Consider the following 23,818-nt stretch of genomic DNA (forward strand, 5'->3'; position numbering starts at 1 on the left):
CTGCTCCAGCGATTGTGCGCCTGATGAAGAGGGCAGCATGGATACTCCGACGATATGGGCCTCAGACAGCCTCTAAAGCCTAACAGCTATTCTCTCCTTACACATCCGCATAAGTGCCTACAACTGCTCTCGCCTCGCCAAGACATGATGACGGCCTCACCGCTGCCACAAGGAGCCACCTCCGGCACGTTGCCCTAGCTCGGACATAGGCTTTACAACTGCCGCCACTCGTGGTTGAGCCATGCCAGCACCCAATACAGCGGTCACAACCACAACTCAGCCATAAATCGAAACACCCACCAAGCTCTCGCCGGGTGGGTGTCACGTTGTCGTTGTGCTTGTGCTAGGCGGTCAGTTCCAGCAGGTCAACCGCGCCGCTCTGCCACCTGTCCTCGTGCAGGTGATCGTCGTGCTGATCTTGGCGTGGCCCAGCCGCTTGGAGATGATTACCGACGGTCACAGGGCCTGCGTCGCGGCGATTCTGGTCAGCACGCTAGGGTCTTCCAGGGTGCTGGTGTCGCCCTCGATGGCCTGGCCCGCCGCAATCTGGCGCAGGAACCGCCGCATGATCTTGCCGCTGCGGGTCTTGGGCAGCGCCTCGGCCACATAAATGGCGTCCGGGCGGGCCAGAGCGCCGATTTCGCGGGTCACGTGGGCCCGCAGCGCCTGTGCGTCGGCGCTGTAGCCGTCCTGAAGCAGGATGAACGCCACCACGCTCTCCCCCTTGACGGCGTCCGGGCGGCCCACCACAGCGGCTTCTGAGACACTGGGATGAGACACCAGCGCCGATTCGATCTCCATGGTGCCCAGGCGGTGCCCAGAGACGTTCAGCACGTCGTCTACGCGGCCCACGATGGTGTAATACCCGTCGGCGTCGCGGCGTGCGCCGTCGCCCGCAAAGTAGACGTGCGGAATCTCGCCCCAGTACGTTTTGCGGTAGCGTTCGTCGTCGCCATAGACCGTGCGGAGCATCGAGGGCCAGGGCCGCTTGATGACCAGCAGGCCGCCGTCATCCGCGCCAAGTTCCTCACCTTCACGGGTCATCAGGGCCGGTTCCACGCCAAACATCGGCAGGCCCGCGCTGCCCGGTTTGCTGGGAAAGGCCCCCGGCAGGGTGGTCAGCATGATCGAGCCGGTTTCGGTCTGCCACCAGGTATCTACCACGGGGCAGCGCTCGCCGCCAATGACGCGGTAGTACCACATCCACGCTTCAGGGTTGATCGGCTCGCCCACGCTGCCCAGCAGCCGCAGACTGCTCAGGTCGTAGCGGCCCGGAATCTCGTCGCCGTGCTGCATGAAACTGCGAATGGCCGTGGGCGCAGTGTACAAAACCGTGACCCGGTGCTTCTGGATGATGTCCCAGAAGCGGCCCCAATCGGGCTGGTTGGGGGCGCCCTCGTACAGCATGACCGCCGCGCCGTTGAGCAGCGGCCCATACACGCTGTAGCTGTGCCCAGTAATCCAGCCCACGTCGGCGGTGCACCAGTAGATGTCGTCGTCCCGCAGGTCGAACACCGTCTGCGTGGTCAGGTAGGTAGCGACCATGTAGCCGCCAGTGGTGTGCAGCACGCCTTTGGGCTTGCCAGTGCTGCCGCTGGTGTACAGCACGAACAGGGGGTGCTCACTGTCAAGCGCTGGTGCCTCGTGCTGGTCGCTGGCCCCGTCTACGAGGTCGTGCCACCACACGTCGCGGCCCTCGTCCCAGGCCACCTCGGTTGCGGCCCGCCTGACCACCACCACTTTTTCGAGGCAGGAGACGGCTTTGGCCGCCTGATCCACGTTGGCTTTCAGGTCCACGGGCTTGCCCCGGCGGTAGCCCGCGTCGGCGGTGATTACGACCCGGCTCTGCGCGTTCGCAATACGGTCGGCCAGCGCCGAAACGCTGAAGCCCCCGAAGATCACGCTGTGTACCGCGCCGATGCGGGCGCAGGCCAGCATAGAAATGGCGGCTTCCGGAATCAGCGGCATATACAGGGTCACGCGGTCGCCCTGTTGCACGCCCAGCGCGGTCAGGGCGTTGGCGGCCTTGCACACCTCCCGCAGCAGTTCCGAGTAGGTGTAGCTGCGAATCTCGCCGTCCTCACCTTCCCAGATGAACGCCCGCTTGTCGCCCAGTCCGCGCTCGACGTTGCGGTCCAGCGCGTTATAGGCCACGTTGGTCTGGCCGCCGACAAACCACTGGGCGTGCGGTTCTTGCCAGTCAAGCACGCGGTTCCATTTTTTGTTCCAGTGGAGTTCGCCCGCCACGCTGCCCCAGAATTCGTCGGGTTGGTCGAGGCTCTGGCGGTACATCCGCTCATAGTCGGCGCGGCTGATCCGGGCTTTAGCCCTGAATGCGTCGCTGGGTTCGATGACGCGGATTTCGTGCAGCATGGCGTCGATATGCGTATTGGCTTGAAACTGGTCATGCGGCATGGCGGCAACCTCCGGAAATAGGCAGGAAAGAGGGGGGGGACAGCAGACTGACCGATCCGTTTTAGATGTGCCCTACTGTAGCGCAACCCGCAGAACGCGGCGCAGGCGTTACCAGACAGGTGCTGCACCCGGTACAACGTGAACCGGGCGAGGGCTATGTGGTACAGAACCAGGGAAAAGGGGGCAGTGTTTTTCCGACGTGCCCATCATTCGGAGAACCGCTCTAAACCGGGCCGTGTTGGATTCCAGCCGAGCGGAGGCAAGCAAAATACGGGTTTCGCAGTAAGGCGCTCCCGGTGACAGTTGTGCGTATCGGGAAAAAGCGCCCGAATCCGCTTCACTCTCTTGGGCAAAACGGCACCTAGGATGGGGCCTGAGCGCCGCCCACTTGCTACCCTAGTTCGCATGACGACTCCTGAAGCCCCTGCCGACGCCGCCATCCGCACCAGGCTGGACGAACTGGCCCTGCGCCTGCGTCACTTCCACTCGGCCCTGCTGGACGTAGCCAAAGAGGAATACCAGTTTCTGCACGGCCCGGTCAAAAGTCCCTACGAACTGTTTTCGCTGGTCACGACCAACGAGTCGTTCCAGTGGCTGCGGCCCCTCTCGGGCCTGATGGCGACGCTGGACGAGGTGCTAGACGCCAAGAACACCACCCTGACTCGCCAGAACCTGACCGACGTGCAGCACGCCCTGGGCAGCCTGTTCGCCGCCACAGAGACCCAGTTTGCCGACTTCCGCGCTGGGTACACCCGCGCCAGGAGCAACCCCAAAGTGCGTGAAACCGAGGAAAGCTGGCGCTCGGTGCTTTCCAGTCTGGAAGCCTGATGCGGCTGGTGGTCGGCCTGGGCAATCCCGGCCTGCAATACGCCCAGACCCGGCATAACATTGGCTGGCTGGTGCTGGACGAACTGGCCCGCCGCGCCGGAGAAAGCTGGCGTAGGGACGGGCAGGCCGAGGTAGCCGAACTCCGGCTCGGCCCGCTCCCCGGCGAGAAGGTGCTGCTGGTCAAACCCCAGACGTTCATGAACGCCTCGGGCAAAGCCGTAGTGCCGCTGCTCGGGTTCTACAAACTGGAGCCGGTGCAGATGCTGATCGTGCAAGACGACCTCGACAGTCCGTTTGGGCTATTGCGGCTACGCCCCGGCGGGCGGCACGGCGGGCAGAATGGGGTGCGGGACATCATCCGGCTACTGGGCCACGAGCAGTTTCCGCGCCTGAAAATCGGCATTTCGCGCCCCCCGCCTGGCCGCGACCCCGCCGACTGGGTGCTCAGCAAGTGGGCGCCCGACGAAAAACCCGCGCTGGAAGAACTGATTCGCTTGAGCGCAGATGCCGCCCAGGTATGGGCCACGCAGGGACTGGCCGAGGCGCAGCAGCAGTTCAACGGCACCGACCTGCGTCCGAAGCCCCTGCAACCTGAGCAGCCAGCGCAACCGGCCCAGATGGAGGCGGCCAGCGTCGCCACAGACAGCCGCGTGGCCGAAAACGCTTTGCCAGGCGGTAGAGCAACCGCACAGACCTCTTCGTAGAGCCGATTTCTGATGGTAACCCAGGCCACGTTAAAGGTTGGCTCTAGGAACGTAACGCAACTTCCCTTTGCAAAGCGCGTATCTATGTCTGTATGGAACTCTTCTCGGGACTGTTTTCAGCCCTCGGCCTCTCGGGCGCGGCGGGGCTGAACGCCTATATTCCGCTGCTGGTGGTCGGCGCTCTCTCGCACCTCGGCGTGATGCACCTGGCGCACTCGTATGACGTGATCGCCAACCCGTATTTTATGCTGGTGGTGGGTATTTTTGCCGCCCTGGATTTTGTGGGCGACAAGATTCCGGGCCTTGACCACACCATTCACCTGCTGGGCGGCGTGCTGAACACGGCGGCGGGCGCGGTGCTGTTCGCCTCGCAAAGCGGCATCGCCGATATTCCTGCTCCCCTCAAGCTGGCGCTGGGACTGGTTGTAGCGGGCGGCATCCACGCGACCCGCACCGCCATTCGCCCGGTGGCCACAATGACCACGGCGGGCCTGGGCAACCCGGTGGTCAGCGCCGCCGAGGACGCCAGCAGCCTGACTCTCAGCGTGCTGGCCGTATTTGCGCCCATTCTGGCCGTGCTGGGCCTAGCCGGGTTTGGTATGGTGGCCTACCGGATGTATGCCCGCTTTGGCGGCGGCAGGCGGCGAGCACTGTAATACGAACGGCTGTGTGTTTCGCTGGCAATCCGGAACCTGTATAATCACTCACCGGTTCATGATGTGAATGGCCTGCTTATGCACCGCTTCCGCCGCTTCCAGCACGGCTTCGCCCAGCGTGGGATGCGCGTGAATGGTCAGGGCAATGTCGGTGGCGGTGGCGGCCATTTCCAGCGCTAGCCCGGCCTCGCCCAGCATGTCAGAGGCGTGCGGCCCCACAATGTGTACGCCCAGCAGCAAGTCGGTGTCTTTCTCCACGACCATCTTCACAAAGCCGTCGGTCTGTTGCAGCGTCATGGCGCGGCCACTGGCACTGAACGGGAAGTTGCCAGTCTTGACCTCGTAGCCCTTATCTTTGGCCTCGGCTTCGGTCAGGCCCACCCAGGCCAGTTCGGGGCTGGTGTAGACCACCCCAGGAATGGCGACGGCGTCCTGCTCGGCGGGTTTTCCGGCGATGACCTCGGCGGCGACCAGACCCTCTTTCATGGCCTTGTGCGCCAGCATGGGGTTGCCAGCCACATCACCGATGGCGTAGATGTGCGGCACATCGGTGCGCTGCTGCTTGTCGGCCTGGATAAACCCGCGCTCGCTGACGGTCACGCCCGCCTTGTCGGCGTTCAGGCCGTCGGTACGCGGGCGGCGGCCCACGGCAACCAGCACGCGGTCAAAGACTTCAGTCTTCTTTTCACCCGTTTTTACGTTCTCGATTTCCACATGCACGCCGTCGGCCTTCTTCTCGGCGCGGTTGGCCTTGTGCTGCACAGCCACTTCTATGCCCTGCTTTTCCATCGCCTTCTGGAAGGCTTTCACAGCGTCGGCGTCGGCCCCCGGAATAATAGTCGGCGCAAACTCGATGACTTTCACCTTGCTGCCCATGTTGTTGTACACATGCGCGAACTCGAAGCCGATCACGCCGCCGCCCACGCACAGCATCCGGGCGGGCACGGGGTCGGGCATAACCAGGGCGCCGGTGCTGTCCACAATCTGCACCTGATCCACGTCCAGGCCGGGCAGTTTGGCAGGTTCGCTGCCGGTCGCAATGATGATGCTGCCTGCCGCGTAACTCTTGTCGCCGACCTGCACCGTGTGGTCATCCACGAAGCTGGCCTGCCCGACCAGATGGGTGACCTTGTTGGCCTTAAACAGGCTGGAGACGCCGCTGGTCAGTTTCTTGACGATGCCTTCTTTCCAGCCGTTGAGCTTGGCGATGTCGAGTGCTTGCCCGCTAAAGGTCAGGCCAAATTCGGCGGCGTGCCTGGCGTCGGCCACCGTTTCGCCCGCGTGCAGCAGCGCCTTGGTGGGAATACAGCCGACGTTCAGGCACACGCCACCCACGTTTTCGCGTTCGGCACAGGCGACTTTCAGGCCCAGTTGCGCGGCCCGAATGGCGGCGTGGTAGCCGCCGGGGCCAGCGCCGATGACCAGCACGTCGAAGTCATAAGATTTAGTCATGGGGGCAGTTTAGCGGCTGCGTGCCCCGGCTGCATTCACCTGCCGCCATAGTCGGGCGCTTGGCAGCAAGCACTGAAATGCCTGAATAGACCGCTTAGAGCATTTTGCAAAAAGATAGTGCTCTTTTGACCATCTTTTTGCCGAGTGGAACGAGTGAAAAAAAAGAGCGGGACGGAGAATGAAGGGGGCGGCGGTGTTGTTCCGACGTGCCCATCATTCGGAAAACGGCTCTAAGCCTGTTCCAGAAATTCCGTGACCACACGGTTGAGCACCCACCATCCGGCAGGCGTGGCCCTCAGGTGGTCGGCTTCAAGCACCAGCAGCCCGCGTTCCACATTGCGCCGAATCACGTTGGCATAGTGCCCGGCCACGTTAACCCCGCTGCGCCGTGACAGGTCAGCAAGATCAATGCCCTGGCGTAAGCGCAGGCCCATAAACAGGGCGTCGGTGACGTATTCAGTGGCGTCTATCGGCAGCGTTTCACCTGTTTCGCCCACCAGCCAGTCGTGGAGGTGGGGGTTGGTGCGGCGCAGGGTCAGGGGTACATGGGCTGGACTTTCCTCAGACTCTTCGGGCCTTAGACCCTTCGGCTCCGGCCTAGCCAGACCCGCCGGGTAATGCCCCGCCGCCCCCGGCCCCAGCCCCAGGTAGGTGCGGTTGTTCCAGTACGCCAGATTATGCCGCGATTCCTGGCCTGGCAGCGCGTAATTGCTGACCTCGTAGCGGGTGAAACCGTGGGCGGCGAGCAACTGCTCGGTGCGTTCAAAGCCCTCGCGTTCGGCGTCCTCGTCCACGTTCACGCCGCGCCGGGCGAACTCGGTACCGGGTTCAATGGTCAGGGTGTAGGCGCTGACATGACCCACGCCCAGACCGACTAAACTCTCAACGTCACTGGCCAGCGGCTGCCCTGGCACGGCGGTCATCAGGTCGCCGCTGACCCGGAAATCCTGCGCCAGTAGCGTGCCAATCGCCTGCCGGGCCTGTTGTGCATCATGGGTGCGGCCCAGGAACTTCAGGGTGGCGTCGTCCAGACTCTGCACGCCCACGCTGGCGCGGTCAAAACCCAGTTGCCGCCACAGCACTGCCCGGCCCGCGCTGACCGTTCCCGGATTGATTTCCAGCGTATTTTCCAGCCTGCCCCAGCCCAGGTGCCGCCCCACTGTTTCGGCCAGCTGCCTTATCTCGCCGTCTCGCAAAAAACTGGGGGTGCCGCCGCCAATGTACACCGTGTCCAGGTCAACGCTGTAATTGCGGGCCAGCTGCGCCGCCGCCTGTTCCAGCTTATGCAGGTACTGTTCGACCAGTCCGGCGCGGCGGGTCAGCACATGAAAGTCGCAGTAGGGGCAGATACTGGGGCAAAAGGGAACGTGAACGTACAGGTGGCGCACGACCGGGTCAAGTTGGGAAGCAGCGGGCCGGAAAAACTCCATCGCAGAAGTTTACGCGCTGAACACCCTCTCAAATCCCTCCGCGAGCGGATTTCTATAGGCCAGCCAGTCAGTGCCGAACCCCCTGGCCCGAGCGCTGGCGACCTAACCGGCCTGACCAGCGCTAAAGCCCAGTCCGGGCAGCGACCCAACAGCCCGCCCCCGCCACAACGCAACTTGCAGGCATAATTCCGGCATGAGCGAACGCACCCGCACCTACACCTGGCCCGACCCCGCCTTCGACCCCGAAAGGATTGGGCACCTGACTGGACTGGAATACCTTCAGGCCATCGCCCGTGGCGAGTTACCCTCCGCACCCATCGGGGCTACCCTAGGCATGGAAATGCCCCGCCTGGAAGAAGTTACCGAGGGCCGAGTGGTCTTTCGGCTCAGGCCCCAGGAGTTCCATTACAACCCGATTGGCAGTGTTCACGGCGGCGTCTATGCCACCATTTTGGACTCGGCGGTGGGGTGCGCTATCCATACCATGCTGCCCGCCGGGGTCGCGTACACCACGCTAGAGCTGAAGGTGAATTACATTCGCCCGCTGCTCGCCGGGGGGCCGGAAGTGCAGGCGATTGGCGAGGTCATCAGTATCACGCGCCAGACCGGGGTGGCCGAGGGACGGTTGGTAGACTCGGAAGGTAAACTCTACGCCCACGCCACCACCACCTGCCTAATCATGCGGCCCAGCCGCGAAAAGTGAGCCGGGGCAAATGCGGAACAACCTCAAAGGCTTGTTGGGGCGCTGAGTTAGCCCGCATGAAGAGCACGGGGCGGGTCGCGCTGTCTATTGCAGGCCGCAGCGGGGATAACCACTGAGACCAGCAACGGCGCGAAGGCCAGAGCAGGGAATCTACGCGGTGGCCGTCCATGAGCAGCAGGGGAGAACTATCCATGTTCACCGTCCGCCATTCGGGGCCGTGGCGCAGTTCCTCAAAGAGGGCACTGAACTTCTGACAAGCTACGCGCCAGCCCCGGCTCCGACGGCCTGACTTCACCTGAATCCTGAATACACCTGAAGCCTGACTACAGCTGAATACAGCCGCCACGTTTCATTTAACGTCCGTGCGGGGTCACGCTCATCCAGCCTTCCAGCGCCGCCTGCACGTTCGCTGCGTCGGTTACGACCACCGGAAACCCGGCCTGGGCCACTGCGCTGGCCGCCGCGTTCTCACCCGACGGGCCGTTCCAGGGAACCGCGCCCTGCCACGCCGGAAATTCTCCGCCTTCGTGGTAATCCGTGCCGTCCCCGGTGGCTTCTACCGTCTGGGCTTCTAGCCTAACTGCGGGGCCGGACGCCAACGCCTGCGCGGCGACAACTAGCACGCCGCGTGGGTCGTTGCTGCGCACCGCGCTCAGGAGTGGGGTCAGGCCCTCGTGTACCAGCAGCTGCACGCTGCCCTTGCCATCGACCGCTTCCAAGGCGGCGGGCACATTCGCGGCCAGTTCGGGCGGAGCCGCCACCAGCCAGCGGTGTCCCCCAGCGCGGCCTTCGAAGCTGGCGCAGGCACTGCCATATACATCCGTCCAGGTCTGAGTATGTTTCATGGCCTTATCATCTAACAAAAGAACGCAGACACAAAGCCTGAACCCAGTAGCCCGTACACTGGCCTGCGATGAGTAGCGACCCGACCCACACCATCCCCACCATGACCGTTATCGGCGCGGGCCTCGCAGGGACGGAAGCGGCCCTGGCCGCCGCCCGAGCGGGCGTGCGCGTGCGCCTGCACGAGATGCGCCCCGTCAAGATGACCCCCGCGCACCGCACCGCCGACTTTGCCGAACTGGTCTGCTCGACTTCGCTGGGCGGCGAGGGCATCCAGCAGAGCAAGGGGCTGCTACAGGCCGAGATGCGCTCGGTGGGCGCGGCCATCGTGGGGTCAGCCGACGCCGCCCGCGTGCCCGCCGGAAACGCACTGGCGGTAGACCGCGACGAGTTTAGTGCCCGCGTGACGGCGCTGGTTCGGAGCCACCCGCTAATCGAAGTCGTGCCGGGAGAGGTAGAGGCCATCCCGGACGGCATCTGCGTGATCGCCACCGGCCCGCTGACCTCCGACGCGCTGGCGAGCGACCTGATGCGCCTGACCGGCAGCGAACGCCTAAGCTTTTACGACGCTGCCGCGCCCGTGATCGACATTGGCAGCATTGACCTGGACACCGCCTGGCGGGCCGGGCGCTACGACCAGAGCGCCGATTACATCAACTGCCCCTTTACCAGGGAAGAATACCTGACCTTTTTCGGGGCACTTGAAACGGCCCGCAGTCACACGCCGCACGACTGGGAAAAGCTGGAATTCTTCGAGGGCTGTATGCCCATTGAGGAAATCGCCCGACGTGGCGTGGACACCCCGCGCTTTGGCCCGATGTCTCCCAAAGGGCTGGACGACCCCAAAACCGGGCGCTGGCCTTACGCTGTCGCCCAGTTGCGCCAGGAGGACCGCGAAGGTCGCCTGTGGTCGCTGGTGGGCTTTCAGACGGGTCTGAAGTGGGGCGATCAGAAGACAGTGGTGCAGCTTATTCCGGGGCTGCAAAACGCCGATATTGTGCGCTACGGGGTCATGCACCGCAACACGTACCTGAACGCGCCGGAAGTGCTGGACTCTACCTTGCAGCTCCGCGCCGACCCACACAAGCTGGTAGCGGGCGTGCTGGCGGGTACCGAGGGCTACCTCGAATCGAGCGCGACGGGCTGGCTGGCAGGCACCAACGCGGCGCGGCTGGCGCTGGGACTTACGCCACTGACCCCGCCCACCGAATCCATGCTCGGCGGCCTCACGCGCTACCTCGCCAGTGCCAACCCCAAGGGCTTTCAGCCCATGAACGTCAACTGGGCGCTGGTACCCGAGCTGCCTACCGAGATCAACGAAAAGACGGGCAAACCAAAGAAACTGGGCAAGCGCGAGAAGCGCCCCGTGATGTTTCGGCGCGGCCTGGAAGCGTTTATGGCCTGGGCGCGGGACGAGGCGGGGCTGGCGGTGACGGTGCCGCCTGTGCCTGAAGCTGTCGCAAGCGAATAACGGCAAAAATCTCAGTGCAAGGCTTACACCAGTCATGGCAGAGCCGCCATTTATTTTGATGACGCCTGTCCATCAGCTCTAGCGCTGTTTCGGCTATGGGCGCTGGGCCATGAGCACCGAGAAAAATCCTCATGGTTCAACACTGATAGCCTGGCCGGGTAACACCAGCAGCCGGATACGAAATTACCGCGTCATCAAGAGCCACTTCTTGCCAGATGCTCTACTTACCGGAGACAGGTAGACGTTTCGAGTTCCTTGATAACGGTGCCATCAGGGTCAATGACCCGCGCACTCACCAGAAGTGATGTGGCCGGGTTCACGAAGTGACGCAGTTTGTCAGTAAACTCGGTCGCGCCAGTCGTCTTTTCCGTCCAGAAGTCACCCTGAAACAGCACTTTGTCCTTGGTGCGCTGGCCGGTCACATCGCAAGCAGGATCAAGACTCAGGGTATACACACCGTCCATCGTCGTTCCGGCAGGGACGTCCGCCAGGTTGATCTGCACACGGGACTGTTCCTTGTTTTTCGTGAGTGTGGCGGTCAGTCGGGCATCGGCATAGGGATCGACCGGGGGTAGCGGAGGAAGGGGCTCCGTCTCGCAGACCGTGAAAGAGAGCGGCACACGCGGGGCAGTCGAATCGGTGGCGTCATAAAGTTCGGTCCTGACTGCCGCGCAGAGTGGACCACTCAGCTCGGCTTCCGTGTAGGCATAAGTCGTTATGAGGCTATAGACGCGGGTGGGGCCGTTCAGCCCATAGCGGAAAGAAGACTCCAGCTTCTGACCGGACAGGTTCCGCAATTCTACTGTGCCAGTCTGGAAAGGGCCGAAGCCACCGATATCGGTCGTGTCGCTATAGGTCAGGACAGCGTAGGCTGTGTCCGCCTCACGCCTGATCTGACTAGTCACCGTGATCACTCCGCGGTCACGGCCACTGGCATCGGTGTAGGTGACTCCGACACTCTTTGACCCCGTTACGACCGCGTGGCTAACGTCCTGGGCTTTCATTACAGCCTGCTTTTGTGCCACAGGCCAAGGAGCATTCGACTGACAGGCACTCAGGAAAAGACCCAGAAGAAGAGACGGTAAAATGACCTTACGCATAGAAAACTCCAGACCGCCGAGCGGTGATGAGAGCGAAACCTGTCTGGTTAGACGGATCATGCCGAAGAACCGGTGACTTAACCTCTTCCCCACTACCCGGACCCCAGGCACGCTTCGAAGCACCCGCACTCTAACCAGTCTCATAAAATATGTAAAGTATTTAACATTTTTGTGGAGATGGCCTGGTCAGCTTGAACCTTCTGGTCACTGCAAGCTGTTTAGCTGGCGGTATGAATCTAAATTCACCTGCTTCCCGGCGCTAAGCTGAGGCCATGACCGCTCCCGATTCCGTCCTGACTCCTGTGCTGGGCAGCCTCTACGCGCTCCAGGTGCCCATTCCGTACCCTATGAAAACCGTTACGGTCATGATCGACGCCCCCGCTGGCGGCCCCGTGACCATGATCGACTGCGCCCTGGATACCCCCGAAGCGCAGGCGAGTATCGAGGCAGGTCTGGCTGAACTGGGGCTGCACTGGCCCGACATCGACCGCTTGGTCATCACGCACCACCACCCCGACCATTACGGGCTGGCGGGCATTGTCGAGGAACGCAGCGGCGCACAGGTACAGATGCTGGATGTAGAAATCGGGCGCGGCGAACGCTACTGGCACATGCTGCGCGAATGGTTTCCCGGTCATGTCAAACACATGCGCGACCACGGAATGCCGCCTCAGATCCTGGAGGGCATGCGCGTGGAAAACCCGCATGTCCACCCGGCCAGCCGCGTGACGCCGCTGCGCGAGGGCGAACTGGTGCGGCTTTCGGGCCAGGACTGGGAAGTGCTGTGGCTGCCAGGCCACGCCGACGGCCATCTGGGCCTCTGGAACGCCTCAGACAGCGTGCTGATCGCCGGAGACGCTATTTTGCCGCGCATCAGCCCCAATATCGGCCTATACGCCTACACTCGCCCCGACCCGCTGGGCGACTACTTGCAAACACTGGGCAAACTCGAAGCCCTGAACCCGGCGCGTGCCGTCGTCGGGCACCACGGGCCGGTCATGCAAGGCGTGCAGGCGCGTGCCCGCGAACTCCGCGCACACCATCACGAGCGGCTGGATTTTATAAAGGCAGAGGCGGCCAAAGCCCCCCGCGACGCTTACGCACTCTCGCTGGCTATGTTCAGCCGCGAGCTGGATGTGAGCGGGCGGCGGTTTGCCCTGGCCGAAACGCTGGCGCACCTGGAGCATCTGCGGCTGCTGGGGCAGCTGTACCGCACGTGGAACGAGGAGCGTGGGGCCTGGACCTATCACGCGTAACCGGGAGCTACCTGTAGCGACTGCCGATTGAACCTAGAGCCGTTCTCCGAATGACGGGCACGTCGGAACAACATCGCCGCCCCCTTCATTCTCTGGCCTGCTCTTTCTTTTTTACTCGTTCCACTCGGCAAAAAGATGGTCAAAAAAGCACCGTCTTTTTGCAAAATGCTCTAGAAGAATCAGATTCAGTCCGCGCGTAGGGGAGAAGGAAAACGGGGAGAAGGAAAACAAGGCAGCCGACCCTCCGCTGAGGACGTTATGGCTGCGCCTCTAGGCACAACAGTCCTCGTTGCCTTTTCGTGGACGGGCCAAGCTAGGCCGAGGCGACTCGTCTCTTCGCTGCGGCTCAAGATCAGCTCTCAATCTGGGCGCACGCACGCTTTATACTGCGCCGCATGACGGTGAACCGGACGGATTTGCAGCGCATCATGGCGTCTTTGCAACAAAGTGGCATGACCGTCGAGGCGGTCGATGACGGCGCTCTGGTGCAAAACGGCGAGTCCCGCGTGGCGCTGTTTGCCGAAGCCGATCCGCAGGGCGGCGTAATCGTGCGGCTGCACCTCGATCTGGAACTGTACGTCGAGGAAGACAGTCTGCCCGACATCCTGATGGGCATGAACCTGATGAATCAGGGGCTGGACTACGGCTCGCTGAACCTCGACCCGGTCGACCCCGAATCCAGCGAACCCGATGAGGACGACCTCGACCCCGATGCCCCGCTGATGTTCGCCGTGCTGGGCCGTAGTGTGCTGTGGCTACAGAACCTTGAAAAAGCCGAGCTGGAGCGCCTGCGTGAGCACCTGCGCCGCTTCGAGACTGAGGTAACCGAAACTGTTGAGCGCACGCTGCACGGCCCCACGGGCATCAGCGCCTGACACCCGCCCCGCACCCATTCGCGCCCGCCTCATTTTGTTTTCGCTAATGTTGGGAGCGTGAGCGTATTGAGTGGACAGTCGGTACTGATTTACGGACTGGGGCGGAGTGGGCGCGGGGCGGCGCGGTTTCTGGCACAGGAAGGGGTACGGGCCGAATGGGTAGACGCCGGGCCTGCGCCCGAAGACCGGCAGCTGATGACCGAACTGGGCTTTACGGCGGGCCAGCCGGACGGGGTTTACAAGGTAGTAGTAGCCGCGCCCGGCGTGCCGATCGACCATCCCGACCTGCTAAAATTACAGGCGAAGGGGGCGGAAATTATTGGTGAAGTCGTGCTAGCAGCCCGCTCGCGCCCCGCACTACCGATGGTAGGGATTACCGGCACGGCGGGCAAGGGCGGCACCACTGTTCTGATCGCCCACCTGCTGCGCGAATGCGGGCTGCGGGCGCTGGAAGGCGGCAACATCGACCCCCCACTGCTGGACGTGGTCGACCGCGCCGAGGTCGCCGTGGTCGAACTGTCGAGCTTTCAGCTGGAGCGCGTGCCAGGGCTGCGTCTGCCCGTGGCCGTCATCACCAATCTGGGCGTGGATCACGTGGACCGCCACGGCAGCGTCGAGGCCTACCACGCGGCCAAGCTCAATATTACGGCGCGGCAGCAACCTGGCGACGTACTGGTTGCCCCGGCGGGCCTGAACACGGCAACCCGCGCCACGGTGCGTCATTTTGACCCCGAGCAGTTGGCACTGAAAAATGGCCGGGCGATTCTGGCGGTTTCCGAGTTACCAGACGGCATTCATCCGGCGAACGCGGCGGCGGCCCTGCTGGCGGCAGAAGCCCTGCTAGAACACCTGGGGCGCGGCGTAGAACCCGGAACGCTGGCCCACGCCCTCAAAACGGCTCAGCCGGTGGCCGGGCGCTTCGAGACGGTGGCGCAGATTGGCGGGGTGCGCTTTATCGAGGACAGTATCGCCACCCGCACCATCGCGGTGCAGGCCGCCCTGGAACGGGCCACGCCGCCGATTGCCTGGCTGGTCGGCGGACGCGACAAGGGCGCAGAGCTGGAACCGCTCATTCAGGCCGCGCAGGGCCGCGTCGAGCAGGTCATCGCCTTCGGGGAAGATGGCGAAAAGCTGGCACGGGGGCTGGGCCTCCCTTTCCAGACCGTCAGAGGTAACAGCCCCGATGACCTCCTGAGCAACGCGGTACAGGCCGCTTACGCCGCACTCGGCGGAGCAGCGGGCCAGGGTACGGTATTGCTGGCCCCCATCGGCACCAGTTTTGACCTCTTCAAGGACTACAAGGCGCGGGGGGCGAGCTTCAAAGCGGCGGCGCTGGCCCTGGCAAAAAGTGCTGTGACCGACGCATGAGTATTCAACTCCTGATCGCGCAGGTGCTGCTGATGACGCTGGGCCTCCTGGGAGTCGCAGCGGCGCGGCCCGACCTCATTACCGACCACGCCGTAAAATCTCTAATCGCCCTCGCAGCCACGTTTGTGGTGGCGCGGTTTGTGCCCCGGTTCTTTCTGAAACAGGGCCTGTGGTTTTGGTTGGTCACGCTGGGGCTGCTGCTGCTGGTCATCGTTATTGGGGTCGGCACCGAAACAAGCCCCGGCACCCGCCGCTGGCTACCTTTCGGCCCCCTCAGGTTCCAGCCCTCGGAGCTGGCAAAACTGGGGCTGATCGTGCAACTCGCCTCTTTTTTCTCGCGGCGCGGCGTGCAGAACAAGCTTCTGAGCGCCACTGGCATGATTATCATCACCACGGTGCTGATCATCGGGGAGCCGGACATCGGCACCAGCGTGCTGACCTTCGGCCTGGGCCTAATTTTGATGTTCGCCGCTGGAGTCAGGATCAGCAACATCGCCGGGTTCATGCTGGCGCTACTGCTGATTGGCATTCCGTTGCTGGGCCGCTACGTGGAACACCACAACTACATCATCGAGCGCTGGACCGGGCACCGGAACCGGGGCAACGCTACCACCATCGGCCTCGACCAGATCGGGATGGCCCACCGTGACCTGACCTTCGGCGGCTGGTGGGGCCACGGGCCGGACGGCCTGCGGTGGCAATACTTCGCGGCCCACACCGATATGATCGTGGCTTCGGTGGGCTTTACCTCGGGGCTTATCGGCGTTATTACGCTGCTGTTCAGTTACTGGATGATCGTTTCGACCAGTTTACAGGTGTCGCAACTGGCCGCCCGTATCCGGCCCATGACCCCCGAGGTGCACGGCGCGACCATTCTGGCGACGGGCTGCATGTTCATGATCGTGGGGCAGGCCCTGGTTAACCTGGCCGTGGCTGCGGGCAAATTACCCGTCACCGGTGTGCCGCTTCCGCTGGTCAGCTACGGCTTTTCCAGCATGCTCACCATGAGTGTGGCGCTGGGCATTATCCACTCGGCCATCCGTTGTGTACGCGAACAACTGCCCGAAGAGGGAGCCAACGCCGACCTGATCGCCGTTCCCGCCGACTGATACAGACTGCCGATTGAATGTGGTTATTTAAGGTTCAATCGGCAGTCTGTATTTTGTGACCAAAAAAAGCCCCCAGCCAGAGGCCAGGGACCGTAAGACAGACCGGGGGGTTAGCGCTTGCTGAACTGAGGAGCGCGGCGGGCCTTCTTGAGGCCGTACTTCTTGCGCTCGACTTCACGGGCGTCGCGGGTCAGCAGACCCTTGGGCTTCATCTGGGCGCGGAAGTCGGGGTTGACCTTCAGCAGGGCGCGGGCGATGCCCAGCTTGATGGCATCGGCCTGACCACTGGGGCCGCCACCGGCAACGGTAATCACGGCGTCATAGCGGCCAGCGGTGCCGGTTTCACGGAACGCCTGGAGGGCGTGCACGGCGCGGAGAAGACCACGGAAGTAGGTCTGGAACTCTTTGCCGTTAACGATGATCTTGCCTTCGCCAGGGCGCAGGAATACGCGGGCGACGGCGGCTTTGCGGCGGCCAGTGCCGTAGAACTGTTCGGGTTGGTTAATGGTCATGCTTACTTGACCTCCAGCTTCTGGGGCTTCTGGGCGGCGTGAGGGTGGGTTTCGCCCGCGTAGACTTTCAGGCGGGGGTGCATGGAACGGCCCTGACGGCCCTTAGGCAGCATACCGAACACCGCGTGCTCAATGACGCGCTCGGGGTGCTTCGCCAGCGCTTCACGAGCGGTTTCCGTCTTCAGGCCGCCCTGGTAACCGCTGTAGCGGGTGTACACCTTGCCGTCCAGCTTGTTACCGGTGAGGGCCACATCTTTGGCATTCAGCACCACCACAAAGTCGCCCTGAATGATGTTGGGGGTAAAGTCGGGGCGGTGCTTGCCACGAATGCGGCTGGCGATCAGGGTGGCAAGGCGGCCCAGTGGCACGCCCGCAGCGTCTACCACGACCCAGTTTTGCTCGTCGTTTTTGGGGATAAAGGTCTTCACCTGAGTACTCCGTAAATGGGGGGGATTTGGCGGTCGACAGCGGCCCGTTCCGACGGGGAGAAGAAACGTCCGTGCCCGGGAAAGCCACCCGGTCATCTCGGCTCTACCAAGCGCGAGACACTAAAGGCAAGGATACAGGATCAGGGGTGTTCAGGGCAAGTCCAGCAACAGAGAAACAGAAAAGGGTGTATCCCACCAAGACCAGATGGAGGACTAGGGAGGACGTTTTTACTGTGCTGGTCATTTATTATGCTGGTCACACGCCGCCTCTGTGCGAGCTGTATCAGTCAGGCTTCCGCTGCTTCGCGGGTCTGCGGCGCAGCTCTAAGAGTCCGTATCATACGGATTGCGCTACATTCCACCGCAGTCGGGAGCGGTCAGGCCCCATTCTGGGTGCCGCTTTGACCAAGACAGCGGTCAGGCCCCATCCTGGGTGCCGCTTTGCCCAATAAGCTGACTTCAGCACGTGCTGGCCGCTGTGACCCACCATCTTGGAAACTGCGACGCCAGCGCTTTTGCTGCCGTCTGGGCCTGCTCGTCGCTGCGGGCTAGCGCAAAGCAGGTACTGCCCGAACCGCTCATCAGCGGCGAGTGGAGTCCGGCGGCGCTCAGGGCGGCTAACGCTTGGGCAATGGCTGGGTGACGCGCCTGCACTTCGGGTTGCAGGGCGTTCAGGTACGGCACCTCCGCGCCCGTCGCCAGCGCGTGCAAGAGGGCGGGAATGTCCAGTGCGGGGGTAAAGCCCTGCGACGCGTCCAGCCAGCCGTAAGCGTCGCGGGCGCTGACCTCTACACCGGGGTTGAGCAGCACCAGCGGCAGGTGGGGCAACCTGAGCGGCGTCAGCTGTTCGCCTATGCCCCCCACCAGCGCGGCGCTGCCCAGCAGGAAAAACGGCACATCCGCGCCGACTTGCAGCGCCAGGGCGGGCAAATCTACTTTTGCCGGGTACAGCTCGGCCAGGGCCAGCAGCGTAGTGGCCGCGTCGCTACTGCCCCCGCCCAGGCCGGAAGCCAGCGGCAGGTGCTTGTGCAGCACAATGTCTGCGCCCGCCTGAATACGGGCCGCGTCCAGATAGGCCCGCGCCGCCCGGTAGACCAGATTGCGCGAATCGCCAGGCAAATCCGCGCCTTCCACACGCAGGCTCAGCGTCTCAGCGGGCGAAATTTCCAGCGTGTCGCCCACGTCCAGCCGGGCAAACAGGCTGTGCAGCTCGTGGTAGTGGTCAGGGCGCTGGCGCAAGACGCTGAGGCCGAGGTTGATCTTCGCCGGGCCGAAGTAGGTGCGCGGGGTGGGGTGAATGGGGAGTGAGAAAAGATATGGGTTTCGCGGTCTGAACTCCCCGAGCTGCCCGGCAGAGGCACATCTGGTGCTTTTCCAGGCGTGCCGGAATTTGGCGCTGTCTGTATGAGGGGTGGCCAAAGCCTCCGCCAGCGCCAAATCCCCCGGCGTCGTTACCTTGAACAGCCGCGCGTCGCCGGGCACCAGCCGCACAGGCAGCCCCAGGCGGGCGACCAGTCCGGCGTCGTCGGTGGCGGCAAACCCTTCGGCCCTGGCCTGCGTGTGGGCCTGAAGCAGCAGCTCACGCCGGAAGCCCTGTGGGGTCTGCACGGCCCACAGCCCTTCACGCGCAACGAGTTCGGCCCAGTCGGTGTTTTCGGCCTTGACCAGGGTATCGGCTACAGGCAGGGCCACTGTCGCCGCGCCCGTCTCGGTCACCGCCCTTAGCAGCGCCAGCACCACGTTTTCGGGCAGGAAGGGCCGCGCCGCGTCGTGAATCAGCACCGTGTCGGCGGTGGTCGCGTGTAAAAGCCGTTCCACACTTTCTTGCCTCGTCGCGCCGCCCACAATCGCCCGCACGTTGATTCCAGCGGGCAGTTCCATGCCGTCTGGCAGGGCCACCACCACCTCATCCACATAGGGCGCGAGGGCTTCCACGCTGCGCTGCAAGAGGCTTTTGCCGCCCACCTCCACGAACGCCTTTGGCCCCAGCCCCAGCCGCGTGCCAGAGCCAGCGGCGGGAATCAGGGCGGCTGTGCTGAGACTGCGGGATTGTGGCCTGCGCCCTGTGGCCTGTGGAGTGGGGATTTTAGTGTCTGGAACCTGAATTTCTTCATCCATTATCTATCCCCCGTCCCCATGACCGTCCCCGCCCCAGCGCCGGAAGTCCGGCACGTCCAGCGCAAACTGGTCTAACACCCTCGCCGTCACGAAGCCCAGCAGTTCGTCTACACTTTGCGGCGCGTGATAAAAGCCCGGTGAGGCGCTCATGACCGTGGCTCCGGCGTCGTGCGCGGCCAGCATATTCAGCAGCATGGGCCGGGGCATTGGGTCCTCGCGCAGCACCAGCACCAGCCGCCGCCGCTCCTTGAGAGTGACGTGCGCCGCCCGCGACAGCAGATTGTCGGCAAAGCCGTGCGCCACCTTTGCTAGAGTTCCGGCGCTGCACGGCACGACCAGCATTCCGTCTGTGCGAAAGCTCCCGCTGGCGATGCTGGCCCCCAGGTCGCGGTCGTCGTGGACAACACTGGCCAGGGCGTTCAGGTCAGACAGCTGCGGCCCGCCTTCGGCCGCCATCACCCGTTTTGCGCCGCTGGACATGACCAGATGCGTCTCGGCGCCTAGCCGCTGTAAGGCGCGTAACACGTTGAGGGCGTAGGGAATACCGCTTCCCCCCGAAACACCGACCACCAGCCGCATGGGCGCAGACTAGCAGCCCTGCCCGCGCCGCACCATAAAGCCGTGCCCCAATCCAGAGTGCGTGACGCGGGCTGCCCAGGCTACGTTCGACATGCTGCCGCTGCCGCTAGGCGGAGCGCAGTGGCGCTGGGGTCTGCAACGACCCGGCGGCAGGCCGCATTACCCTTCAAGCGCCGATTTCAAAACCGCCGCCACCTTCTTTGGCTCGGCCTTGCCCCCGGTGTCCCGCATAACCTGTCCAGTGAAAAAGCCCAGCAACGCCGTTTTGCCTGCGCGGTAGGCAGACAGCTCGTTCGGGTTGGCGTCCAGCACGTCCCGAATCGCCTCTTGCAAGTCGGCGTCGGACAATCCGGCATTCAAACCTTCGCGCTCAATCATCGCTAGCGGCGCTTCGCCGGACGCCGCTGCGCGGGCCAGAGCGTCGCGGGCCACGCGGGTCGTGAGCCTGCCACCTGTGAGTTCGCGGGCCAGTGGCGCGAGGTCGGCGGCCTGCACCTGGACACTGCCTGCCCGCAATCCGGCCACCAGGTCGTTCACTGTCCACGAGGCAACCTGGGCAAAGGTGCCGTCCTGCACGGCACTTTCTACGAACTTCAGCAGCACCTCGTCACGGGCGATGATGCGGGCGTCGGCCTCAGCGGCTCCCAGGCTGGTCAGGCGGGCAAGGTGGGCTTCCTGGGCGGGGGTGAGGGGGGCAGCGGTGCGTGGTGCGCGGTGCGCGGTGGCGGGGTCAGTGGGCAGTGGTGCCTGGGCAGTGGTGGATTCGGTGCTCTCTCTTCCCTTGCGGGGGAAGCCCTGAGAAGGGGGGCCACCAGCCGACGCCTCCGTACTCTTTGCCCAGGTATCCTTTAAAGTAATAATCCGCCCGAACACCAGCGCGTCTTCCCGACTTTCTACCGGGTCGCGCCAGAAGTAGCCTTGACGTTCAAACTGGTAGCGGGTGTCCTGCGGGTCGCGCAGCACGCTAGGTTCCACATAGCCGCGCAGCACGCGCAGGCTGCCCGGATTGAGGTAACGCAGGTAACTGGCGTCGGCGGGGGCTTTGCCGTTCTCGCCCTGGGCTTCCTCGTCGTCGGGTAGGAAGTCGGCTTGTTCACCTTCTGGGTTTGGGACCAAAAACAGGCGGTCATACAGTCGGAATTCGGCGGGCACCGCCTCAGCAGCGCTGACCCAGTGAATCACGCCGCCAGCTTTGGCGTTCTCGCCCAGCAGCGTGGCGTGGATGTGGGTCACCTTACCCGCGTCGTCGGTCTCGAAACTGTCGGCGCGGATGATTCCGGCTCCGCGCAGGCGCACAGTGCCGCCGGGCGTCAGGCGCTTGTAGCCTTTGGGTGGTTCGGCGCTGAAGTCCTCGCGCTCAATGTAGATTTCGCTGGACAGTGGCACGCCGCGCACAGCTTTTGCGGGGTCTACCCGCTCGCCTGTCGGCAGCCTGACCAGCCCACCGGGACTGTCGCGCACCACGTCGTGCGGCCAGTACGGCAGCGAGAGGGTCTTCGCCTCGTCCAGCCCACTCAGCGTGACTTTCACGGGTTCCAGCACCGCCATCACGCGGGGAGCGCGGTGGTTGAGGTCGTCGCGCACAGCGTTTTCATATACGGCGAGGTCGACGGTGCGGTTGGTACGGTTCACGCCGATTTGCGCGGCGAACGCCTTGACCGCCTCAGGCGTCACGCCCAACCGCCGCTGCGCCCGCAGGGTGGGCATCCGGGGGTCGTCCCAGCCGGTGACCTTGCCTTCCTCAATCAGCCGCCGCAGCTTGCGCTTGCTGGTAATGGTGTATTCCAGGCCGCGCCGCCCGAACTCGTACTGATGCGGGCGCGGGTCAAAGTTCAGGCGCTCCATCAGCCAGTCGTAAATGGCGCGGTTATCCACGAATTCCAAGCTGCACATGCTGTGCGTCACGCCTTCCAGCGCGTCTTGCAGGGGGTGCTGAAAGTCGTACATGGGGTAGATGCACCACCGGTCGCCCTGGCGGTAATGCTGGCCGTGCAAAATCCGGTACAGCACCGGGTCGCGCAGCTTCATGTTGGGGCTACTCAGGTCAATCTTGGCCCGCAGGACATGTGCCCCGTCGGGAAACTCCCCAGCCTTCATGCGGCGCAGCAAGTCCAGATTTTCTTCCATATTGCGGCCCCGGTACTCGCTGGGCGTGCCGGGCGTCTTGGAATCGCCGCGCAGGCGGGCCATCTCGTCGGGCGAAACGCTGTCTACGTAGGCGTCGCCCTGGCGCACCAGTTGTTCGGCGTACTCGTAATACTGTTCAAAGTTGTCGGAGGCGTAATAAAAATGCTCGCCCCAGTCCCAGCCCAGCCATTTTAGGTCGTCGGCTATGGCGTCTACGTACTCCTGGGTCGCCAGTTCGGGGTTGGTGTCGTCCATCCGCAGGTGGTAGCGCCCGCCGTACTGGTTCGCCGTCTGAAAGTCCAGGAAGCTGGCGAACACGTGCCCCAGATGTGCGTAGCCGCTGGGTTCGGGCGGAAAACGGGTCACTATGGTCTGATATTTGCCGCTCTGGAGGTCGCGCTCGATAATCTCGGTGATGAAGTTGGGGGCAACGGTAGGCGTGTTGCCAGAAGTTGGGGGCTTGGGCGCGTCGGTCATGAGAGACAGGATAGCGGGGGCGCGGCGCGCCAGCTTCACTTCAACTTCGTCAGCAGCGCTTTTCCCTGCGCCTGATAGTCGCGTTCTACTGCGTTTTGCGGCGTCAGCGACAGCGCCCGGTTAAGCACGGTGCGGGCGCTACGTGGGTCTTTCAGGTCGTTTAGCGCGGCGGCGATGTTCACATAGACGCCGATGTCGTTGGCGGCTCCGGCCAGCGCCTGCGTTGCCAGCTGGCGGGCCGTATCGGGGTTGCCCCCGATGAGGCGTCCGGCGCGGGCGTAGGCCCCGGCATGCCAGCGGGCCAGGGCCGCCAGCGCCCGCGCCGAGTGCGGGTCGAGCGCTACGGCCCGTTCGATTTCGCCCCTGGCGTCGCGGGCCAGCCGGTAGGCCGCCGGACTCAGGCCGCTGGTGCTGGCCCGCAGGCCGTAAGCTCCGGCCAGATCGAGGTGGGCCTGCACGCTGTTGGGGTTGGCCTGCACGGTCGCCAGCGCCGACTTTAGCGCCCGGTCGATGCCCGCGCTGTCGGGCGAGGGCGTAAAGCCGACGGCGGCCAGCGCCGCGCTGCTGGCCGTCGGCAGGTCGCCGCTCTGCTGCGCAAGGTCGTAGGCGCGGGCGTAATGTCCGGCACTGAGTTCATCGGTGGCGGGGCTGGCAAGGGCGCGGCCCGACAGAATCAGACTGGACAGGCTCAGAGCAGTGAGAAAAAGGAAGGAACGCTTCATAGCTCTGATTTAAGGCGCTTTGGCCGTGCGCGTCATGAGAAAGGGGCGCACCTGACCGCCTTCTGAGAAAATGGCCGGGTGGGCAGAGCATTTGCTTAAGAAAGCGGCTGCCCCGCCCTTTCATCTTGTGTGCAGAATACGGGTGTACTACAAAGCGTTATGACCTCGCCCCCCACCACTTTGCCGACTGTGCTGATCGCTGGGCTGCTGGCGGGAAGCCTCGGCAGTGGAACCGCCCACGCGCAGCTGCCCACGCCCCTGGCCCATGTACAAGAACTCGAAGCGGTGGAAGGCAAAACGCTTTTTCTCAAGCAGTTTTCCTGCCAGGCTCCCGGCAAGCCCGAGGCCCTGGGGCGGCTGTACCTGATCCGGGTCAACGACCGCAGCATCAGGGCCGCCCGCATCGAGTACAACGAGGAAGGCAAATATATCCTTGAAACCGGCAAGAGCGCCGTGGCGGTCAGCGGGTACTACGACCGTTACGTGGTCAAGCAGCAGCCCTTTACCCCGTTTACCATGAACGCCGTACTGGGGCTGTGGCGCATGTTCGGCCTCAAATTCACCCTCGACAAAGTGACCTACCAGTGCAAGGTGACCTAAAAGGCTAGGGGCGGGCCGCGAACTTCGCCGCCTGTTTCAGCTGCA

Annotated in this window: 21 protein-coding genes and 1 pseudogene; 10 read left to right on the forward strand and 12 right to left on the reverse strand. The window is 63.6% G+C overall.

Annotated features, from left to right (window positions below):
* Positions 1-456: 456 nt before the first annotated feature.
* The gene (gene acs / locus QZ269_RS03115) at positions 457-2,415 is read right to left on the reverse strand and encodes an acetate--CoA ligase (RefSeq protein ID WP_291424211.1); all 1,959 of its coding nucleotides are present in this window, start codon (positions 2,413-2,415) and stop codon (positions 457-459) included.
* 405 nt (positions 2,416-2,820) lie between these two features.
* Between acs and QZ269_RS03120 the strand changes: the two genes are divergently transcribed.
* From QZ269_RS03120 to QZ269_RS03130, 3 genes are all read left to right on the forward strand, one after another.
* On the forward strand, positions 2,821-3,243 hold the full coding sequence (locus QZ269_RS03120; RefSeq protein ID WP_291424213.1) for a hypothetical protein: 423 nt from the start codon (positions 2,821-2,823) through the stop codon (positions 3,241-3,243).
* Complete coding sequence (gene pth, locus QZ269_RS03125) at positions 3,243-3,947, forward strand: aminoacyl-tRNA hydrolase (RefSeq protein ID WP_291424215.1); 705 nt, start codon at positions 3,243-3,245, stop codon at positions 3,945-3,947. Before QZ269_RS03120 ends, pth begins: the two co-directional genes overlap by 1 nt.
* A 92-nt stretch (positions 3,948-4,039) precedes the next feature.
* Positions 4,040-4,603, forward strand: a complete 564-nt coding sequence (locus QZ269_RS03130) for a DUF4126 domain-containing protein (protein WP_291424217.1) — start codon at positions 4,040-4,042, stop codon at positions 4,601-4,603.
* Positions 4,604-4,651: 48 nt separating this feature from the next.
* Here the strand turns inward: QZ269_RS03130 and lpdA are convergent, their stop codons facing one another.
* A complete protein-coding gene (gene lpdA, locus QZ269_RS03135) occupies positions 4,652-6,055 on the reverse strand; it encodes a dihydrolipoyl dehydrogenase (protein ID WP_291424218.1) in 1,404 nt (467 codons plus the stop codon).
* Between the two features lie 230 nt (positions 6,056-6,285).
* Positions 6,286-7,485 carry a radical SAM family heme chaperone HemW gene (gene hemW / locus QZ269_RS03140; RefSeq protein WP_291424220.1) on the reverse strand — a complete coding sequence of 400 codons (1,200 nt, stop codon included), beginning with the start codon at positions 7,483-7,485 and terminating at the stop codon, positions 6,286-6,288.
* 193 nt (positions 7,486-7,678) lie between these two features.
* On the opposite strand from hemW, the gene QZ269_RS03145 reads away from it, so the two are divergent.
* Positions 7,679-8,188 carry a PaaI family thioesterase gene (locus tag QZ269_RS03145; RefSeq protein WP_291424222.1) on the forward strand — a complete coding sequence of 170 codons (510 nt, stop codon included), beginning with the start codon at positions 7,679-7,681 and terminating at the stop codon, positions 8,186-8,188.
* Positions 8,189-8,541: 353 nt separating this feature from the next.
* Here QZ269_RS03145 and QZ269_RS03150 read toward each other — a convergent pair whose 3' ends face one another.
* Positions 8,542-9,033, reverse strand: coding sequence for a hypothetical protein (locus tag QZ269_RS03150; RefSeq protein ID WP_291424224.1), 492 nt, complete (start codon positions 9,031-9,033; stop codon positions 8,542-8,544).
* A 68-nt stretch (positions 9,034-9,101) separates the two neighbouring features.
* Between QZ269_RS03150 and trmFO the strand changes: the two genes are divergently transcribed.
* Complete coding sequence (trmFO, locus tag QZ269_RS03155) at positions 9,102-10,502, forward strand: methylenetetrahydrofolate--tRNA-(uracil(54)-C(5))-methyltransferase (FADH(2)-oxidizing) TrmFO (protein ID WP_291424226.1); 1,401 nt, start codon at positions 9,102-9,104, stop codon at positions 10,500-10,502.
* A gap of 224 nt (positions 10,503-10,726) precedes the next feature.
* Here trmFO and QZ269_RS03160 read toward each other — a convergent pair whose 3' ends face one another.
* Positions 10,727-11,662, reverse strand: a complete 936-nt coding sequence (locus tag QZ269_RS03160) for a hypothetical protein (protein ID WP_291424228.1) — start codon at positions 11,660-11,662, stop codon at positions 10,727-10,729.
* A gap of 212 nt (positions 11,663-11,874) precedes the next feature.
* Between QZ269_RS03160 and QZ269_RS03165 the strand changes: the two genes are divergently transcribed.
* The 4 genes from QZ269_RS03165 (at position 11,875) to QZ269_RS03180 (ending at position 16,210) form a co-directional block, all read left to right on the forward strand.
* A complete protein-coding gene (locus tag QZ269_RS03165) occupies positions 11,875-12,858 on the forward strand; it encodes an MBL fold metallo-hydrolase (protein ID WP_291424230.1) in 984 nt (327 codons plus the stop codon).
* Between the two features lie 395 nt (positions 12,859-13,253).
* Positions 13,254-13,733 carry a hypothetical protein gene (locus QZ269_RS03170; RefSeq protein WP_291424232.1) on the forward strand — a complete coding sequence of 160 codons (480 nt, stop codon included), beginning with the start codon at positions 13,254-13,256 and terminating at the stop codon, positions 13,731-13,733.
* Positions 13,734-13,790: 57 nt separating this feature from the next.
* Positions 13,791-15,101, forward strand: coding sequence for a UDP-N-acetylmuramoyl-L-alanine--D-glutamate ligase (gene murD / locus QZ269_RS03175; protein WP_291424234.1), 1,311 nt, complete (start codon positions 13,791-13,793; stop codon positions 15,099-15,101).
* Entirely contained in the window at positions 15,098-16,210 is a 1,113-nt protein-coding gene (locus tag QZ269_RS03180; RefSeq protein ID WP_291424236.1) for an FtsW/RodA/SpoVE family cell cycle protein, read from the forward strand. The genes murD and QZ269_RS03180 overlap by 4 nt, the downstream gene beginning before the upstream one ends.
* 110 nt (positions 16,211-16,320) lie before the next feature.
* On the opposite strand, the gene rpsI is transcribed toward QZ269_RS03180, so the two are convergent.
* The 7 genes and pseudogenes from rpsI to QZ269_RS03215 form a co-directional block, all read right to left on the reverse strand.
* A complete protein-coding gene (rpsI, locus tag QZ269_RS03185) occupies positions 16,321-16,722 on the reverse strand; it encodes a 30S ribosomal protein S9 (RefSeq protein ID WP_291424238.1) in 402 nt (133 codons plus the stop codon).
* Between the two features lie 2 nt (positions 16,723-16,724).
* Positions 16,725-17,150 carry a 50S ribosomal protein L13 gene (rplM, locus tag QZ269_RS03190; protein WP_291424240.1) on the reverse strand — a complete coding sequence of 142 codons (426 nt, stop codon included), beginning with the start codon at positions 17,148-17,150 and terminating at the stop codon, positions 16,725-16,727.
* Between the two features lie 459 nt (positions 17,151-17,609).
* A complete protein-coding gene (locus QZ269_RS03195) occupies positions 17,610-18,449 on the reverse strand; it encodes a 4-(cytidine 5'-diphospho)-2-C-methyl-D-erythritol kinase (protein ID WP_291424263.1) in 840 nt (279 codons plus the stop codon).
* 114 nt (positions 18,450-18,563) lie between these two features.
* A pseudogene (ispD, locus tag QZ269_RS03200) lies at positions 18,564-19,235 on the reverse strand (2-C-methyl-D-erythritol 4-phosphate cytidylyltransferase); the annotation flags it as partial.
* Between the two features lie 36 nt (positions 19,236-19,271).
* A complete protein-coding gene (locus QZ269_RS03205; RefSeq protein WP_291424242.1) occupies positions 19,272-19,847 on the reverse strand; it encodes a UbiX family flavin prenyltransferase in 576 nt (191 codons plus the stop codon).
* A gap of 159 nt (positions 19,848-20,006) precedes the next feature.
* The gene (locus QZ269_RS03210) at positions 20,007-22,451 is read right to left on the reverse strand and encodes a glutamine--tRNA ligase/YqeY domain fusion protein (protein ID WP_291424244.1); all 2,445 of its coding nucleotides are present in this window, start codon (positions 22,449-22,451) and stop codon (positions 20,007-20,009) included.
* 35 nt (positions 22,452-22,486) lie between these two features.
* Positions 22,487-23,173 carry a hypothetical protein gene (locus QZ269_RS03215; RefSeq protein ID WP_291424246.1) on the reverse strand — a complete coding sequence of 229 codons (687 nt, stop codon included), beginning with the start codon at positions 23,171-23,173 and terminating at the stop codon, positions 22,487-22,489.
* 159 nt (positions 23,174-23,332) lie between these two features.
* Here QZ269_RS03215 and QZ269_RS03220 point away from each other — a divergent pair, with 159 nt between their 5' ends.
* A complete protein-coding gene (locus QZ269_RS03220) occupies positions 23,333-23,773 on the forward strand; it encodes a hypothetical protein (protein ID WP_291424248.1) in 441 nt (146 codons plus the stop codon).
* The last annotated feature ends 45 nt before the right edge of the window (positions 23,774-23,818 follow it).

This window comes from Deinococcus sp., assembly GCF_018260405.1.
Lineage (GTDB): Bacteria > Deinococcota > Deinococci > Deinococcales > Deinococcaceae > Deinococcus.

Excerpts from the sequence above, each read along its gene's own strand:
- lpdA (WP_291424218.1), bottom strand. The coding sequence starts at position 6,055 with ATGACTAAATCTTATGACTTCGACGTGCTGGTCATCGGCGCTGGCCCC.
- QZ269_RS03220 (WP_291424248.1), top strand. The coding sequence starts at position 23,333 with ATGACCTCGCCCCCCACCACTTTGCCGACTGTGCTGATCGCTGGGCTG.
- QZ269_RS03150 (WP_291424224.1), bottom strand. The coding sequence starts at position 9,033 with ATGAAACATACTCAGACCTGGACGGATGTATATGGCAGTGCCTGCGCC.
- QZ269_RS03145 (WP_291424222.1), top strand. The coding sequence starts at position 7,679 with ATGAGCGAACGCACCCGCACCTACACCTGGCCCGACCCCGCCTTCGAC.
- QZ269_RS03160 (WP_291424228.1), bottom strand. The coding sequence starts at position 11,662 with ATGATCCGTCTAACCAGACAGGTTTCGCTCTCATCACCGCTCGGCGGT.
- hemW (WP_291424220.1), bottom strand. The coding sequence starts at position 7,485 with ATGGAGTTTTTCCGGCCCGCTGCTTCCCAACTTGACCCGGTCGTGCGC.
- pth (WP_291424215.1), top strand. The coding sequence starts at position 3,243 with ATGCGGCTGGTGGTCGGCCTGGGCAATCCCGGCCTGCAATACGCCCAG.
- acs (WP_291424211.1), bottom strand. The coding sequence starts at position 2,415 with ATGCCGCATGACCAGTTTCAAGCCAATACGCATATCGACGCCATGCTG.
- QZ269_RS03130 (WP_291424217.1), top strand. The coding sequence starts at position 4,040 with ATGGAACTCTTCTCGGGACTGTTTTCAGCCCTCGGCCTCTCGGGCGCG.
- QZ269_RS03180 (WP_291424236.1), top strand. The coding sequence starts at position 15,098 with ATGAGTATTCAACTCCTGATCGCGCAGGTGCTGCTGATGACGCTGGGC.
- QZ269_RS03120 (WP_291424213.1), top strand. The coding sequence starts at position 2,821 with ATGACGACTCCTGAAGCCCCTGCCGACGCCGCCATCCGCACCAGGCTG.
- QZ269_RS03215 (WP_291424246.1), bottom strand. The coding sequence starts at position 23,173 with ATGAAGCGTTCCTTCCTTTTTCTCACTGCTCTGAGCCTGTCCAGTCTG.
- rpsI (WP_291424238.1), bottom strand. The coding sequence starts at position 16,722 with ATGACCATTAACCAACCCGAACAGTTCTACGGCACTGGCCGCCGCAAA.
- QZ269_RS03165 (WP_291424230.1), top strand. The coding sequence starts at position 11,875 with ATGACCGCTCCCGATTCCGTCCTGACTCCTGTGCTGGGCAGCCTCTAC.
- QZ269_RS03205 (WP_291424242.1), bottom strand. The coding sequence starts at position 19,847 with ATGCGGCTGGTGGTCGGTGTTTCGGGGGGAAGCGGTATTCCCTACGCC.
- trmFO (WP_291424226.1), top strand. The coding sequence starts at position 9,102 with ATGAGTAGCGACCCGACCCACACCATCCCCACCATGACCGTTATCGGC.
- QZ269_RS03210 (WP_291424244.1), bottom strand. The coding sequence starts at position 22,451 with ATGACCGACGCGCCCAAGCCCCCAACTTCTGGCAACACGCCTACCGTT.
- QZ269_RS03170 (WP_291424232.1), top strand. The coding sequence starts at position 13,254 with ATGACGGTGAACCGGACGGATTTGCAGCGCATCATGGCGTCTTTGCAA.